Origin of the sequence: Streptomyces sp. NPDC051907, from assembly GCF_040681075.1 — a bacterium.
In the GTDB taxonomy this organism is placed as follows: domain Bacteria; phylum Actinomycetota; class Actinomycetes; order Streptomycetales; family Streptomycetaceae; genus Streptomyces.
In genome coordinates this window covers 37,503-52,084 of sequence record NZ_JBFAYB010000062.1, presented here as the reverse complement: position 1 = coordinate 52,084, position 14,582 = coordinate 37,503, and the positions used below count along the sequence as shown (strand labels likewise).

The following is a 14,582-nucleotide window of genomic DNA, read 5'->3' as shown; positions in this document are numbered from 1 at the left end:
TGCCCGCCGAAGCCGACCTGCTCACCCACACCGCGCACGCGCTCCTCGACGAGCACGGCATCACCGAACCCCTCCAGTGGACACCCCGGCTCCCCGCCCGAGCCCTACACCACCTCGTACTCCCCGGGCCCGACCCGGACAGCATCACCGTCACCCAGCTCCACCAGGCCGTGCCCGGCGGCGACTTCTCCATCGCCCGCCTCGCGCGCACCCTGGACACCACCACGGCCCACGTCGTCTGCCTGCTGTCCCGGCACCCCGTCGACTGGAACCCGCCCCGGTTCCGCCGTACCCAGCACACCAACACCCGCCTGGGGACATGGCGCGCCTGGTACGAACAGGACCACCTGTCCCTCCAGGGCATAGGCGACCGCGAAGGAGTCAGCCTCGCCACCGTCCGGCTCGCATTCCTCAAGAACGGCGTCCGACTGCGCCCGGCCGGTTCCTACCCGGGCCGCCCGAGGAGACGCTGACACCCTCGGTATCGGGACCTCCGCGGCCTCAGGTCGCCTCTTCCGATATGCTGTTGGTGATCTTGTCGGCAGCGACGGCAGACCAGGGACTCCTGGAACCCGCCCGCGCCAGCGCCGAAGATCACCAACAACATCCGGAACAACGGTCAGAACCCTCCACCGCGCTCAGTCACCGTTCGGTCGGCACCGCGAGGAATTGCCACGCTCGTGAGACTGAGCAGTTGCGCCATCGACCCGAGACAGCGGAAGAACTGCTGATCGGCGGGCACAGCCTGCGCCATGAGCGGCGAGACCCTACATGAAGCCAGCCGCTGTCTCATCCAATCCAGTCGCCCGCCGGGCCCGGGGTACACCCGTTGGCCCTGTCCAGCACGTCGGCCGCAGTGCGGCGCTGCCGCGAAACCGTGGTGCGCCCAGGACCGTAGGCCGAGATCCGTACGAAGTCGACCTCGTCGACCTGGACGTGCCTTCCCTCCTGGCGGCGCTAGCAGGGCCGCTGCCTGGGGTTGCAGTTCACGATGAGCATGGGCCGTCACCACGGAACCGAGAATCTGGAGGAGGCCCGGCTGCTGGCTCTGGACTTCGCCGGGAATCAGGTCGGCGTCGTCAAGGAGCCGCTGAACGGATGTGCGATGCAGACGAGTGGCCAGCTCCTCGAGGACCTGCCGTGGGCTGCGGTCTCGGTCGAAGTTCTGAGGGTGTGCTTGATCGATTACAGTCCCACAGGGTCAGGCTTCGACGCCGACTGTGCGGCGGTAGCGGCTTGGCGGGACACCCAGTTCGCGGGTGAAGGCCCGGGAGAAGGCGTACTCGGAGGCGTAGCCGACATTGCGGGCGATGATGCCGAGTGAGTCGTTGGTGTCACGCAGCTGGCGGGCGGCCTGGTCAAGGCGCACCCGGGAGAGGTAGGCGAGGGGGCTGGCGCCGACGGTGGACTTGAAGCGGCGGGCGAATGTGGGTCGGGACATGGCCACAGTGCGGGCGAGGCTGTCGACGGTCCAGTCTTCCTGCGGCTGCTCGTGCATCAGCGACAGTGCGGCGCCGATATCGGGGTCGCGTAGAGCGGTCAGCCATGACGGGCCCAAGTCCTCGTCGTCGGCGCGCTCCAGCCAGTTGCGAACGGTCAGTATGAACAGCACTTCTGTGAGCCGGGTGGCGACCGCTCGGGATCCCGGCTGACCGTTGGTGGCCTCCGCGGCGAGGAGCCGGACGACGCTCTGGAGCTGGGGGTCCGCTGCCATGCCGGGCACGTGCACCACCTCAGGCAGTACCGACAGCACCGGATGGCGGTCCGTGGACGTCGCGTACTGGAATTTTCCGCACACCACGCGGACCTGCGGGCCATCACCGCCCATGTCCACGACGCCTGCGCGGCCTGGGGGGTTCTCAGCTGCGATCTCCGAGTAGGGGCGGGTCTCAGTGCCTGGGCTGCCCAGGAGCTGGTGCGGGGTGCCCCTGGGGAGCAGCACCACGTCACCGGACACCAGCTGGATCGGTGCCATGTTCGCAGTCTGGAGCCAGCATGCGCCGTCGACGATCAGATGGAATCCGGCGATGCTCCCCTGGTCGAGTTCGCACCCCCACTGCGATCCGTTGGAACGAAGCTGTGCGAGGAGTGCTCCCGTGAACCCGGTTGACGCCAGAACGTCGGCAAGTACATCCATTTGGTCACGCTATCTGGCCAAGGTAGGATTCCGCACCTTGTGTGAGATGCAGAAACATGTAGACGCGGCATATCAGTATCGGTGCTCTCACTGTGTGAGACTCACGTCCCTCCTTGCAGTGTGACACCGCAGTAAGGTCCCGCGGCGCCACGCTGCTCCGCGCCTTTACCGCCCAGCGTGTACGAGGTGTGCCCACGTCGGGGGTGAGGGTTACTTCAGGGCGCGGCGGGAGAGGTCGGCCCACTCGTCCCAGGTCTTGATGCGGTCGGCGTAGATCGCGGGGAGCCACTCGAGGCCGGCGGTGCCGAGAAAGACGCGCAGCGGCGGGTTCTCGGCGTTGGCGACCTCGACGAGGCCCCGAGCGGCCGCGGCTGGGTCGCCAGGGACGATGGTCTTGGCGAACTCCTGGCTTGCGATGCGGGCGGGGTCGTAGGCGGGGATCATCTCGGCGGCGGCCAGCGAGGGACCGGCCCACTCGGTGGTGTAGGCGCCGGGCTCGACCAGCGTGACGTTGATGCCGAGCGGGCCGACTTCCTGGGCCAGCGACTCGGTGAAGCCCTCCAGGGCCCACTTGGCGGCGTGGTGGCCGCCGAACAGCGGGAACGCCGCTACGCCGAAGGGAGACGACACCTGGATGATGTGGCCGAGCCCTGGGTGCGCATCTACGGGAGCACTGCCTGAGTGACCCAGAGCACGCCGAGGTAGTTGACCTCGATCTGGTCGCGGGCCTGCTGCTCGGTGATCTCCTCGATCGCACCGAACAAGCCGAAGCCGGCGTTGTTGACGACCACGTCGAGTCGGCCGAAGTGCGCGGTCGCCTCCTGCACGGCACTGACGGCCGCAGTTCGGTCGGTCACGTCGAGCTGCAGCGGAAGCACGGCGTCTCCGTGCTTGACGGCCAGGTCCTTGACGCCGTCGATGTTCCGGGCGGTCGCGACGACCTTGTCGCCCTGGGCGACTGCGGCTTGGACGAAGTGACGGCCCAGGCCACGGGACGCCCCGGTGATGAACCAGATCTTGCTCATGGTCATACGTCCTTGTCACGATCTTCACGGAGGGACGCCCCCTCTCGGTAGACCACGCTACGTCTCGGCAATCGATACTCTCCATGCTCAACAGTCTCATCCTCATACCCCAGCGTCTCAAATACTCTCGATCTGCCTTTGTTCGCGAGGACGGGTTCCGGCACAACCTCCGTGCCGGTTGGCGCTCAGCTCTGGCGGTGCCTCGAACAGATCGCCCAGGGTTGATCGGCGCCGACCGGTCCGTCCGACATCCGCAGGAGCCGGTGTGGAACCTCGTCTGCGCGATCCGGTCCACGACGGTCGGCGCCCCCAGTACTCGAATGCCGTCACCGTGCGCCTTCGGGATCTCTGCCGCCAGTACCGGTAGCGGGAGGATGCCGGGGTGCCGGTGGGACTAGCCGTACCCCTGCTGGGGTCGCTGGGCCCTGGTCCACGCCGTCCTAGCCCTTCATCTGGCCAGCTCGGAGTGAGGGGTAAAAAGGCTCAGCGGAGGAGGATGTGGAGATTGCTCCCGAGGGCTGACTGAATTGCCGAGATGCTCGGCGTCTCGGACGTCAGCACGCTCAACATCACGCACCAGCCAGCTGAGCCACTGCACCGGACCGCGACGCAGGTGATCGGGGCCGCGTACGAGCTTGACGACCTACACGGCCGAGTAACGCACACAGCCCAGGACGCTCTCAGGCTGCTCGAACCCATCGGACACGGTGAACTCGGCGGTGCAGGCGTCTCATACGCGCTGCTGCGGACCCCAGTCCCGATGCTCGGAGACCTTCTTACCCGGCAGGATCGGGCCTACGACCAGCTCGTCGAGTCCATCTCCGCTTACCGCCGTCTTCTGCCCGAGCCCGATGCCGCCCAGCGCTCGACGACGAGGTTCCACGAGCTGCACCAGAAGGAGAGTTCGGGTCGGGACGACGGCTGGGCCATCGCGAGGGATCGCCAGGTCAGGGCTCTCGAGGCTGTCGAGGCCGGCGGGCTGCGATTCCACCAGAGCGCCAGAGGCCACCCGATCCCTCAGACCGGGTCCCAATCCTCCCATCACCAACCCGACGCACTCAGGGATACCGACCCACCAGCTCTTCCGTCTGAATGGCGTACCGCGGCCTAGAACCGCGATGCAGGTCGACATACGGACGCGTCAACGCGAAGGTCGTCGGGACCCCAGGAAACAGGGCTACAACGTCTTCAACTTCGAGCAGCCCGCGATTAGTCAGTACCGCCAGCAGCTCCAACTTCTGGAGGAGGTTGTCTAACCCTTCCTTGTCAGACACGCCGAGTTGCGTCAGATCGCCAAGCTCGTTGGCCTTCAGCCGACGCCGTACGCGACTGAGCTCAGCGCTCTGGTATTCCTGGTGCAGAGCCACGAGAGCTGTCAAGGCCCGCGTCCGTTTGGCCTCTTGGACTTGGCGCACGGCATATAGAGCGGCTATGGCCACGATTCCGGTACTAGTCACCGAACTCAAGGCCGCCACGGCGTCCCAAGCAGACATGGCCCCCCATCCTTCACATCCAGGCTAGCTGCGCCTCGGACACAGCACCTGAACCATCCTCCATGCGGCCGTTCCCGCACACGCAAGGCGTCGCGGAGGTGGGAGCCCGGCGACCCAGGGCCTCGGCCGCACAACACCGACTCGCCGGACAACTAATCCAGACCACCCCGCTCACCCCCAAGCAGGCCGCTCTATACAGCGACTGCGGCATCAAGCCGCCACTCAGGAATACCACCGCAGACCCGTCCTGACCAGCCAGAACACGACCGCGTGGGCGCACGCCCTGCAGACCATCACCCAGCACTGCCACGCACTGTTCCTCGACAGCCCGCGTGTACGTCCGGCAGCGGGCGCGTTCCTGGACGGAACTGGAGCGGCTGCTGGACGAGCTGGAGACGCCGGCGGCCCCCCAGCCGGTGAAGAACGGGAAGTCCGCCCGCTCCTCGGTGATCTGCAGGAACGGAAATTCCCTTTCCCCCGTTCCGCGCACGATGCGACAAACTGATCGCCCGAAATGCCACTCCGACGCGTCCAGTTGCTCGCCACAGCACGCCCCCAAAGGGCTCCATGACAACCCCGGACGTCGGGGCGACCCGGATAATACGACGGACGGGACGATCGCCCGGACTGCGCCGCAGGGCGCGACAGAGGCTGGCGGCAGAACTCCTCGCCGATAGGCGAGGAGTAACGACTCTCAGGACGCGAGTACCCGCACACGCCACGAGCTGCACGACAGCACCCGAGATGTGCTGTACGACGGGATGACCGAGGACATGGCGGCCCTGGACAACACTGTCGCGCACATCCGGCTGACGGTGCCGTCCCTCGCGCCGGCCACCACCGACTTCCAGAAGACGGTCCAGACGTACGTGCGGGCGGTGTACGACGACATGAGTACAGGCTGGTGCCTGAGTCCGTACCCATTACGAGCCCCCCGACATGGAGGGTTGGAACCACTTGGAGGACGAGACCGGCGACCAGATCCAGCGCTTCACCGACGCGGAGAACGCCGTTCTCGCCGAACTCCCCCGGGCGGCCGTCCGTCAGCATGACCTGTAGCTGTGGCACCGGGCTCGGCAGGCGCCTCGTACCCGCGTCGGTGCCGTTGCTTCGTAACCACAGAGCCCAACTAGTCATACTAATACGGTCGTTCAGGCCTGACGGTTCACCTAGAACCTGGCATTCCTGTGTGAGATAGGCGACTCCCTTGAGGGGAACTGGCACTCCGTTCCGGACGTACGCCCAGAGGGAGCCGCAGGTAAGAGTGCCGTGATCGCGCATAGTTGCGGATGCATGCCCCGTGCAGCCGTCCGTCGCGGCACGCAGTGCCTCGCTCGCCTTGCGCCGAGGGGAAGTTGACGGCCCCACGGATTCCGCACCGTGCGGGTACTCTGCTCTGCAATCAGTCACCCCTGGGGTTCGCGAACACTCGTGCCTCCCGCGGAGTCCACGAAGGATGTGGACCCACCCACCGGACCTGCGAAATCCGTAGGTCCCACGGAATGGGGTGATAGATCCCGATGGCCGAGAACGACAAGAAGCCTGAGGGGCACTGTCGCTGCTGCAGCAAGCGGATTCCGCCGCACCGACGGGCGGTCCGCTGGCTGGGGCCAGTCGTCTTCACGGTCTACAAGATCGTGCGGGACTACGGGCCGCTGTAACGCGAGAAGCCCCGACCTAACGGTCGGGGCCGCGCTGCAGGCGGAGTGCTGAGGGAGGGCCTCACCTGGAGCTTCGCGGGCGACGGGTGGGGCCTTCCGCATTTCCGAATGCGGTTACCGCCGCGTACGCAAGACAATGGCCGCCTTTGTGGCGACGATCACACTCGGGTGCGGCGATGCCCCCATCTTGCCTTGCGTCGTGGTGGTTGTGCATCGTGTGGCCGCATGTTGATCTGCGCAGTTTAATCTTGCTCATCCGGTAACAGCCCAGGTCGGCACCCCTTTTTTACCCTTAGAGTGACGGACATCACATGCCGTGGAGGGTGAGGGACGGCACACCCGAGCGGTTGTTTTTGGAGGGATTTGCCGGGTGTTCACCCAGTGAAGTGGGCAGAATCCGCTTCCTCGGAAATGCGCGGGGGCACTGTACCCGCACCCACTGACAGTCGACGGTCGCCGAGCCGTGGCTTCGTCCCGATGGACGGCGTGCTGACCGACCGTACGCTGGGGCACTGACAGGCTTCCCTGTCCGCGCCGATGGCCCCCCTTCGCGGAACGGCGCGAAATGGACAGGAGCCGATGCCCCCTACGGGTGGGCTCGCCCATCCGCCTGTCGCGAGAGCAGGCATAGCGGCAGCCGGTCCCCCTCGCGGGTGACCCCCGCCGGGCGCAATGACACACCTGCATCGCAGGCCACGATGCGATGGCGTCAACTCGCCCCCCTTCCAGGCTAGTCGGATGCGCGTATTTTGTGATTCCGGCTGGTTGCTTTGCATCCGTCGAACTGACTGCGGCGGAATACCGTTAAGGCAAGTGCAGAACTACCTCACTCGCGTACATAACTGACATCTTTTCAGAGACTCAAGATAACTTCGCTGCGAAGGGACAACCAGGACCGTCTGCACGCCCTGACCCGTCCCGGGTACGTGCCGGACTTCTACGAACTGGACCGGATCACCCACTCGGCAGTCGACCTCCGCGTCGCCCACGCGGAGAGCCGTACGTACCTGCAGGCGATCAGGCGCGTGGTCGAGGCTCGTGAAGCCGCCGCGCCCCCAGACCGGGCCCCGGCGGTTCGCCTGACTCAGGCCGCTGTCGCCCGCTCCGGGCACGCGCCCAACGCCCCGGGCCAGGTGCCCGACCCGCCCGCGCCTTCGGCCATCTTCGGGCCGTCGGCGCCCGCTGCGCGGCCGCGTCGCTGAACACTCAGGCGAGGTCCTCGTCGCGGTGGGCGTCCTCGGTACGGGGGCCCACCACGCGAGCCAGCTCCTCCAGCGTCAGCTCGACGGGCCGGCCTTCCGCGACCCGGCGCTCCACCACCATGTCCTCGTCCGGCCACCGGTCGGGCTGCGCGCCGACGCCCCACTGGCCCTCGGCAACCATCGCGATGTCTCCCACGGTCCACGGCCGCCCGGCAGCGCGGACCTTGCGCTCCAGCCCGGCTCCGTCCCGGTGTCTGCTCGCCTCTGCCAACCCTGCTCCCCCGTCGATGCTGTGCGGCCCGTCGCCGCAACCCAGGTACGACAACCGCGTCAGCCGATCCATTCCCCGGCCGCCCCGCTGCTGACCGTCGCGAGTTCGCCCACGGCAGACGTCACCGCCGGGAAACGACTACGCACTTCGGCACACCGCATGTCAACGTACGGGTGTCGGGAAAACCGCAGGTCAACGAAGGGATCGTCCAACCATGACCACCTCCGCCGCCCTCCTCCCCGCCGTCGTCCGCCCCGCCGTGGAAGATCGCCACTGGCTCTCCTCCAACCACTGCGCGGGTCCGGTGCTCGACCTCCTGGGCGCTCTCGGCTGGTCGATCGTCGACACCCCGGAGGCCAACGTCCACGCGAACAGCCCGGACGGCCACGTCTACGTTGGCTGGCTCCCCGAGGACGCCACCGCTTGGAAGCGCGGAACCGTCTGGCAGGTCCGGGTACAGCCCACCGAAGGAGAGGCGTGGGTCCAGGAGTTCGGTCACCACACTCCAACCGAAGCCGTGGCCGGATTCCTCGCTGCCCTTGTCGCCCACACCCCGCGCTGATCACTGAACCACTCGGGCGGTCCGGTGGTGGCCCGCCCCGTTCACCGACACTCGTCCCGGTCCTCCTTTTCGACAACCGGCAGCGGTTCCAGAACGCTAGCTTGCCCCGCGTCTACACCTTCACGGTGGACGCAAACGGTCCTGAGGGCGAGGTGGAGACTGCGCAGTACATGGCTGACCTTGACGCGGTGAAGTGGGTCATGCTCGAAGAGCGGCCCACCAAGCACCTGGAAGACAAGCTGTCCACGATTGGGAATGCGGTACGCGCGTTGAGTCCGCGCAACCGCCGATCGCTCCCCCAATGACACGACCTTCGTCCATACAGCGGCAGCGATCGGGCATCGACGGCACAGAGTGAGAGCTCCTAGATGACTGAGTCCAAGGGCTCGTAGCCGTAGGCCGCCAGCGAGTGGTGTCGCATGTCGCTGCCATCACTCGCCCCGCGCGTGCAAGCGTGCCTGTTTCATCCTGTGCGGTCAGCGGAGATCACGCGACTCATGCTTCAGCAACTCGGAGGACGTCTCGGTCGGGGCCCCGCTGGGGAATAGCCTTGAGTCTCCAGCGACTGGAGACAGCAGAGTGGGGGACATGGACGTTACGACCCTCTACTCGATCGGGGAGCTTTCCCGGCGGACCGGCTTGTCTGTGAGGACCATCCGGTTCTACTCCGATTCGGGGGTGGTGGCGCCGACCACCCGTAGTCCCGCCGGCTATCGGCTCTACGACCTCGACGCACTGCTTCGTCTGGAACTCGTCCGCACACTGCGCGAGCTGGGCATGGACCTGCCCACGGTTCAACGGGTGCTGGACCGCGAGCTCTCGGTGGCGGAAGTCGCCGCGGCGCACGCCGACGCCATGGACGTCCAGATCCGGATGCTGCAACTGCGTCGGAGCGTTCTGCGAGTCGTGGCCAGCCGCGGGTCCAGTCCCGAGGAGACCAAGCTCATGCACAGGCTCACGCAGTTGTCCGGCGAGGAACGCCGACGTCTGATCGACGATTTCATGGACGGCGCCTTCGGCACAGTGGATGCCGACCCGGCCGCAGTGGCCATGGTTCGCGCTGCCACTCCCGACCTCCCCGACGATCCGACCGGCGAGCAGGTCACCGCGTGGGTGGAACTCGCCGAGCTGGTCGGCGACGAGGATTTCCGTGCCCGGATGCGCCGGACGGCCGTACGCCAGGCCGCCGGGCGCCCGCTCGACATCGAGCGCGATGCCGGCGAGGAGCTGATGGAGTTCACCCGTCAGAAGGTGGCCGAGGCTTGGAAGTCGGGCATCGACCCGCTCAGCAACAGGGCCGCACCCGTCGTCGACGAACTCGTGCACCGCTTCGCCGAGGTGTTCGCGCGCACCCCTGACACGGAATTCCGGCACTGGATGGCACAACGGTTCGAAGAGGCGCACGATCCCAGGGTGGACCGGTACTGGCGGCTGGTGTGGATCGTCAACGGCTGGCATGTAGTACCGAACCTGATCCCGGTGTACCCCTGGCTTACCCAGGCCCTGCGAAATGACCGCGCCGCATAGTCACCGCAGCGGGCACCGCCCCGGATCCCTGAACGAGTCCAAGGGATCACCTGCGGACATGAGACCAGCGCGTCCAACGTCGATGTGTGACCAACGACCTGGGCACCCTCGCAACGGCACTCTATGCTCGGATTGACGACGAATCGAAGGCTTCGCCGTGGCTGGCGCCGTGGCGGCCTGCCGTCGGAATCACGCCCACGCTCAGTGATGCCGAGCTGATCACGCTCGCGGCCATGTCGGCGCTGCCCGGATACACCTCTGAGCGGCGCTGGCTTCGCCGCGTCGGGCGGGACTTCGGCCACCTGTTTCCCTACGTGCCCAACGACTGGCCAGAGCCCCAGAAGTCATGGCACCGGCCTGAGCCTCTACCGCGTCGTCCGCGAGCTACAGACCATCCTCGCAACATGGACCGGCGTCTGCCCCACCTGTCACCGCGGCATACTCACACCAGCACCGACCTGACCAAGCCCTACTAGGGCGGTGCAGCCCAGGACGGTGGTGCTGTCTGGGCTGGTTTTTGAACGCCGGCTCAGCTCTGCGCATCCATGAGCGCGGTGGCCGTGAGCCACACGACCGCCCGGTTGAGGCGTTCGGGATGAAGGGAGCACACGGCATCGAAGAATTCGAGCCGGCTCGTTGTCTCCTTCAGGAGCCGGTCCGCGTCACGGATGTACCGCCGAGTTTCCTCGATGGTGTCCGGGCTGTCCGAAAGCGTCTTGTTCTTGTGCCCGGAGACGACATGGCGCGGCGCGAGCAGTTCGACCGCATCGAGTGCCCGAAGCCACTCTGCACGCCCGCCGTCCGCAGATTCGGAGAGGTACGCGTGCACGCCGTTGTAAACAACATCGCCGGCGACGACGAGCCCGATCGAGGGAACGTGAAGCACGGTGGTGCCATCGGTGTCACTGTGACCGACTTCGACGGAGCGCAGAACGTTGCCCTCCAGAAGAAATCCTTGCGGTGGTACGGGCTGTGCGAGCACGGGGGTCGGCGGGATCTGACCGGGGAATAGGTTGTCCCACTGGGCTTTTCTGAATTCCGCCGAGCTCTGCTGTCGCATGAGACGGATGCTGTCCTCGCCGGCGAGCACCGCGGCGCAGGGGAAGCGCTCGACCAGAGGGCCGGCGCCGAACCAATGGTCACCGTGGCCGTGCGTGATGAAAATGGTTTCGAGGTTCTTGCCCGACTGCTCGACCCAGTCACCCACCCTCCGGGCCTGGTCGATCGTCAGCGGGGGATCGACCAGTACTGCGTTCCTCTCCCCATAAATCAGCGTGGTCGACATCGGCGACCAGGAGAACTGCTCTCCGTTGGGAATGGGATCCGTGACGCTGGTGGGGATCGGATCAGAAATGAAGACTTCGTACGCCAAATCGGTCTGGGAGGCCATCTAGACCACGCCCTTCCCGTGCGGTGGTTGCCTGGCAGTACTTGACGGGGACGGGCGGCTCGGCCGCCTCGTCTCACCTCGCAACCATGACGTCCCAGTGCTCGACGGCTCGCCCGTCCGCCACCCGGAACAGGTCGTGGAACACGAAGTCGGCGCCCGCGAAGACGCCCACCGAACGGAGGTAGGCGAAGTCTCCCTCGGCGACGACGTCCAGGACGTCCGAGTATTTGAGGGACTTGCCGGACTTTGCCAACTCACCGAGTGCGGCCCCCAGTCCGCTGACGCCGTCGGCAAAGCGGGGATTGTGCTGGATGTAGGACTCGCCCGCCAGATAGTGCTCTACGTCGGAGAAGTCGTTGTCGACCAGAATCGTGCGCACCGTCTCTTCCGCCACCCTGCGCGTGGCGTCCGTGTCTGCGGTCGTGTCGATGACTGCGACGCCGTCAACCTGGGTGTGACCGTTGGCCGTCTGTTCCACGATCGCCTCGTGGTCACCCCAGTGGCCGGTGATCTGACCGTCCGCGATCTGCCAGAGATCGAAGACTGCGGCCTGACCGCCTTCGGGGAGCGTGGTCGTGGCGTGAGTCACGACGAAGTCCCCCTGTGCCATCACGCGGTGCACCTGGTTCTTGCGATCTGTCGCGCCGTCGATGGCCTCGAGGACAACCTGCTTGTTGGCTTCGCTGCTCATGGCGTTCGCCTCTTGTCACTCGTGTGCGAGTTCGACTGCCGTACGACCGCGCCGGACCCCGTTGAGGCCGGCGGTCGCACCGGAGTGAGTACAAAAACTGTACTCACTAATGACGCTAATCTAGCACAGTGAGTACTGAATCTGTACCGACACCCCGCGTCTGTTCAGTGACCGACGCGGTAGCCGTAGTCGGGGAGCGCCATTCGCTGCCGATCGTGCGCGAGCTGTTGTACGGCAATCGGCGCTTCTCCGAGATCGCCGACGCCGTCGGGCTCTCTCGGACACTGCTGTCCACACGGCTGCGTCGGCTGGAGACGGCAGGCGTCGTGGAGCGGCGCCGCTACAGCGAGCATCCACCGCGCGACGAATACATCCTCACGGAGGCGGGCATGGCTCTGCTGCCCGTGCTGGCCGCCCTCAAGGAGTGGGGCGATACATACTGCCGGGACGGCCTCGCCACAGCGGAGTTCCAGCACCGATGCGGTGCCGTCCTGCATACCCGAGCGGACTGCGCCGCCTGCGGCGAGGAGATCCGCTTCGAGGACCTGGCCGTGGTGGGAGGCACACACCCGCCGCAGCTACGACCCTGAGCCGCCCCGCTCGGCCTGCCGTCCGGCAGCCGGCGGGCGTGCCCGGCGGGCTGCCGCAGCGAGGTCGCCGCCCTCGCCGACATGAGCGTCGAGTACCACGCCAAACTGGAGCGCGGCCGCCTCGCCGGCGTCTCCCCAGCCGTCCTCGAATCTGTCGCCGAGCCCACCTGCTCAACCTGGCCCAGGCCGCCGAGGGCTTTGATGCCCTCACCCGCTCCCGGCACCGCACCACCGCCACCCGGCAGTGGACACCCCACCGCAGCCTGCTGTGGCCCACCCTGCAGCGACTGAGCCGATCCCCGAAAGAGACGGCGTCGGCCTGAGCCTCTACCGAGTCGTCCGCAAGCTGCAGATACTCCTCGTGATCTGGACCGGCGACTGCCCCACCTGTCACCGCGACATGCCAGACCCCGCACCAACATGACCAAGCACTACTAGTGACAAATAACGCGCCGCCCTGACGACAACATCTTGCTTGCCCAATCGAATCCGCAGGTCGGGGGAAGCTGAGATGGACCAGCTAACGTGCCTGGACTCATCAGCTCGCGTCAGCGTGAGGCCGAAACGGCTCATTGACGACCGTGCGCGGTGTACAGCGGACACCGCATCCGGTTGAGTCCGGAGCGGCCGCAGCACCGCCATCCCTTCTTCGGTGGTCGGCCCAGATCGCGTCTTCCTGCCGTTCTGCGACACCGACGAGGAGGACCTCGTCGCCGAGGTCAAGGGACGCCGCCTGTTCGAGCTGGATCGTGACCGCCTCGGACGCCTCGACGCCATGATCGCCATCCTGCACGGCCCGAGCCTCGACGACGGGGTCTGCATGGAGATCGGATACGCCGCCGCCTCCGGCATCCCCGTCGTCGTGCTCACCACGGACTTTCAGACCTACTCGATGACCGAGGCCGGCAGCCACCTCGAATTCCCCGACCCTCTCCTCCAGGCCGTGGCCACCCGCGTCGTGCGGGTGGCCAAGCTCGGACCACCGGCCCTGCCACCAGCTCCGGGCCGGTCGCGGTTCCAGGACTTCCGGGCACGCAACATGGCTCAGACGAGCACGGCCCTCGACGCGGCCGTCGACGCCCTGCTCAACCTCCCGAGCCGTGCTCCCCTCCCCTCAGGCTCGCCTTCGGGCGTCGGTACATCCGTATACGTCGAGGAGTCGCCGTACACGGCATGGGGGCGAGACCACCTGGCTAAAGCCTGCATGGGTGCCGGACACACTGTGGTGGTGCCCCAACGCTTCACGGCGCCGGACCCGGTTGCAGGCGCCTTGGTCGATCTGACTGCGGTTCGCTCGGCGGCCCGGCTGCTGGCCGACGTCTCCGGTCCCGAGACCCCGCCGGGAACCGCCCTGCTCATCGGCGCGGCACTGGCCAGCGGCGTACGAATCGCGGCCTTCCAGTCGCGCCCGACGTTCACGCACGCTCATGGCCGTGAGCCCAACTGGCGGAACCTCATGATCCAGTACGCCGCCGACGCTCACCTCGACAGCGACGACGCCGTCCTGTCCTGGCTGGCCGCATGAGCCCCGATGAGATCGCCGGCTACCAGACCCTGGTACTGGAGGGCTGCGACGGAGTCGGCAAGAGCACTCTCGGCGAGCGTCTGTCGACACACCACGGCTTCACCATGGTCCATTCTCCGAGGACGCCCGACCATCTCGACCTGGCCAGCCGCTACAGGGACATCCTGGCCGAGGACGGAAAGATCCTCTTCGATCGATGCTTCATCAGCGAGCTGGTGTACGGTCCGCTCCACCGGGGTCGCTCCCGTATCAACTGGTCCCAGGCGATCGACCTGACCGAGAGCGTCATCAAGCGCTCCGGCGTACTCGTTCACCTGACCGCACCACCTGCCGTCATACATCAGCGGCTTCTGTCACGCGATGGTGAAGCGGTCGACTTGGAGGAGATCTCCGAACTGGTGGCTGCTTACGAAAGGGTCTTCTCCACGCTGGCGGACTACACCCATGTGCTCACCCTCGACACCTCGCTCCCAGACCTCCCCTCGACGGGGTGACGGCTCACCGAAGC

15 protein-coding genes and 2 pseudogenes are annotated in these 14,582 nt (G+C 66.5%); 9 read left to right on the top strand and 8 right to left on the bottom strand.

Features of this window, described 5'->3' with window-relative positions; all coding sequences use genetic code 11:
• Nucleotides 1-473: hypothetical protein (locus tag AB0M39_RS27680; RefSeq protein ID WP_365368630.1), on the top strand; the 473-nt coding region annotated here is incomplete at its 5' end.
• 728 nt (nucleotides 474-1,201) lie between these two features.
• On the opposite strand, the gene AB0M39_RS27675 is transcribed toward AB0M39_RS27680, so the two are convergent.
• The 5 genes from AB0M39_RS27675 to AB0M39_RS27655 all read right to left on the bottom strand — a co-directional run bounded on the left by AB0M39_RS27675 (nucleotide 1,202) and on the right by AB0M39_RS27655 (nucleotide 5,547).
• Nucleotides 1,202-2,137: an AraC family transcriptional regulator gene (locus AB0M39_RS27675; protein WP_365368629.1), complete on the bottom strand. Its 936-nt coding sequence runs from the start codon at nucleotides 2,135-2,137 to the stop codon at nucleotides 1,202-1,204.
• Nucleotides 2,138-2,347: 210 nt separating this feature from the next.
• Nucleotides 2,348-2,767: an SDR family NAD(P)-dependent oxidoreductase gene (locus AB0M39_RS27670; RefSeq protein WP_365368628.1), complete on the bottom strand. Its 420-nt coding sequence runs from the start codon at nucleotides 2,765-2,767 to the stop codon at nucleotides 2,348-2,350.
• A 32-nt stretch (nucleotides 2,768-2,799) separates the two neighbouring features.
• On the bottom strand, nucleotides 2,800-3,162 hold the full coding sequence (locus AB0M39_RS27665; protein ID WP_365368627.1) for an SDR family NAD(P)-dependent oxidoreductase: 363 nt from the start codon (nucleotides 3,160-3,162) through the stop codon (nucleotides 2,800-2,802).
• A 1,058-nt stretch (nucleotides 3,163-4,220) separates the two neighbouring features.
• Nucleotides 4,221-4,655, bottom strand: a complete 435-nt coding sequence (locus AB0M39_RS27660; protein WP_365368626.1) for a hypothetical protein — start codon at nucleotides 4,653-4,655, stop codon at nucleotides 4,221-4,223.
• Nucleotides 4,656-5,349: 694 nt separating this feature from the next.
• Entirely contained in the window at nucleotides 5,350-5,547 is a 198-nt protein-coding gene (locus AB0M39_RS27655; RefSeq protein ID WP_365368625.1) for a hypothetical protein, read from the bottom strand.
• Nucleotides 5,548-6,175: 628 nt separating this feature from the next.
• Between AB0M39_RS27655 and AB0M39_RS27650 the strand changes: the two genes are divergently transcribed.
• A complete protein-coding gene (locus AB0M39_RS27650; RefSeq protein WP_365368624.1) occupies nucleotides 6,176-6,316 on the top strand; it encodes a hypothetical protein in 141 nt (46 codons plus the stop codon).
• 1,206 nt (nucleotides 6,317-7,522) lie between these two features.
• Here AB0M39_RS27650 and AB0M39_RS27645 read toward each other — a convergent pair.
• Nucleotides 7,523-7,789: a hypothetical protein gene (locus AB0M39_RS27645; protein WP_365368623.1), complete on the bottom strand. Its 267-nt coding sequence runs from the start codon at nucleotides 7,787-7,789 to the stop codon at nucleotides 7,523-7,525.
• Between the two features lie 214 nt (nucleotides 7,790-8,003).
• Here AB0M39_RS27645 and AB0M39_RS27640 point away from each other — a divergent pair, with 214 nt between their 5' ends.
• From AB0M39_RS27640 to AB0M39_RS27630, 3 genes and pseudogenes are all read left to right on the top strand, one after another.
• The gene (locus tag AB0M39_RS27640; protein WP_365368622.1) at nucleotides 8,004-8,351 is read left to right on the top strand and encodes a DUF317 domain-containing protein; all 348 of its coding nucleotides are present in this window, start codon (nucleotides 8,004-8,006) and stop codon (nucleotides 8,349-8,351) included.
• Nucleotides 8,352-8,939: 588 nt separating this feature from the next.
• Nucleotides 8,940-9,878, top strand: a complete 939-nt coding sequence (locus tag AB0M39_RS27635) for a MerR family transcriptional regulator (protein WP_365368621.1) — start codon at nucleotides 8,940-8,942, stop codon at nucleotides 9,876-9,878.
• 86 nt (nucleotides 9,879-9,964) lie between these two features.
• A pseudogene (locus tag AB0M39_RS27630) lies at nucleotides 9,965-10,198 on the top strand (IS982 family transposase); the annotation flags it as partial.
• Between the two features lie 209 nt (nucleotides 10,199-10,407).
• Here AB0M39_RS27630 and AB0M39_RS27625 read toward each other — a convergent pair.
• Both AB0M39_RS27625 and AB0M39_RS27620 read right to left on the bottom strand, forming a co-directional pair.
• Entirely contained in the window at nucleotides 10,408-11,268 is an 861-nt protein-coding gene (locus AB0M39_RS27625) for an MBL fold metallo-hydrolase (protein WP_365368620.1), read from the bottom strand.
• A 73-nt stretch (nucleotides 11,269-11,341) separates the two neighbouring features.
• The gene (locus AB0M39_RS27620) at nucleotides 11,342-11,959 is read right to left on the bottom strand and encodes a hypothetical protein (RefSeq protein WP_365368619.1); all 618 of its coding nucleotides are present in this window, start codon (nucleotides 11,957-11,959) and stop codon (nucleotides 11,342-11,344) included.
• 128 nt (nucleotides 11,960-12,087) lie between these two features.
• On the opposite strand from AB0M39_RS27620, the gene AB0M39_RS27615 reads away from it, so the two are divergent.
• The 4 genes and pseudogenes from AB0M39_RS27615 to AB0M39_RS27600 all read left to right on the top strand — a co-directional run bounded on the left by AB0M39_RS27615 (nucleotide 12,088) and on the right by AB0M39_RS27600 (nucleotide 14,568).
• Nucleotides 12,088-12,549, top strand: coding sequence for a helix-turn-helix domain-containing protein (locus AB0M39_RS27615; protein ID WP_365368618.1), 462 nt, complete (start codon nucleotides 12,088-12,090; stop codon nucleotides 12,547-12,549).
• Nucleotides 12,550-12,561: 12 nt separating this feature from the next.
• A pseudogene (locus AB0M39_RS27610) lies at nucleotides 12,562-12,842 on the top strand (transcriptional regulator); the annotation flags it as partial.
• Between the two features lie 359 nt (nucleotides 12,843-13,201).
• On the top strand, nucleotides 13,202-14,074 hold the full coding sequence (locus AB0M39_RS27605) for a nucleoside 2-deoxyribosyltransferase (protein ID WP_365368617.1): 873 nt from the start codon (nucleotides 13,202-13,204) through the stop codon (nucleotides 14,072-14,074).
• Entirely contained in the window at nucleotides 14,071-14,568 is a 498-nt protein-coding gene (locus AB0M39_RS27600; RefSeq protein WP_365368616.1) for a hypothetical protein, read from the top strand. The genes AB0M39_RS27605 and AB0M39_RS27600 overlap by 4 nt, the downstream gene beginning before the upstream one ends.
• Nucleotides 14,569-14,582: the final 14 nt, after the last annotated feature.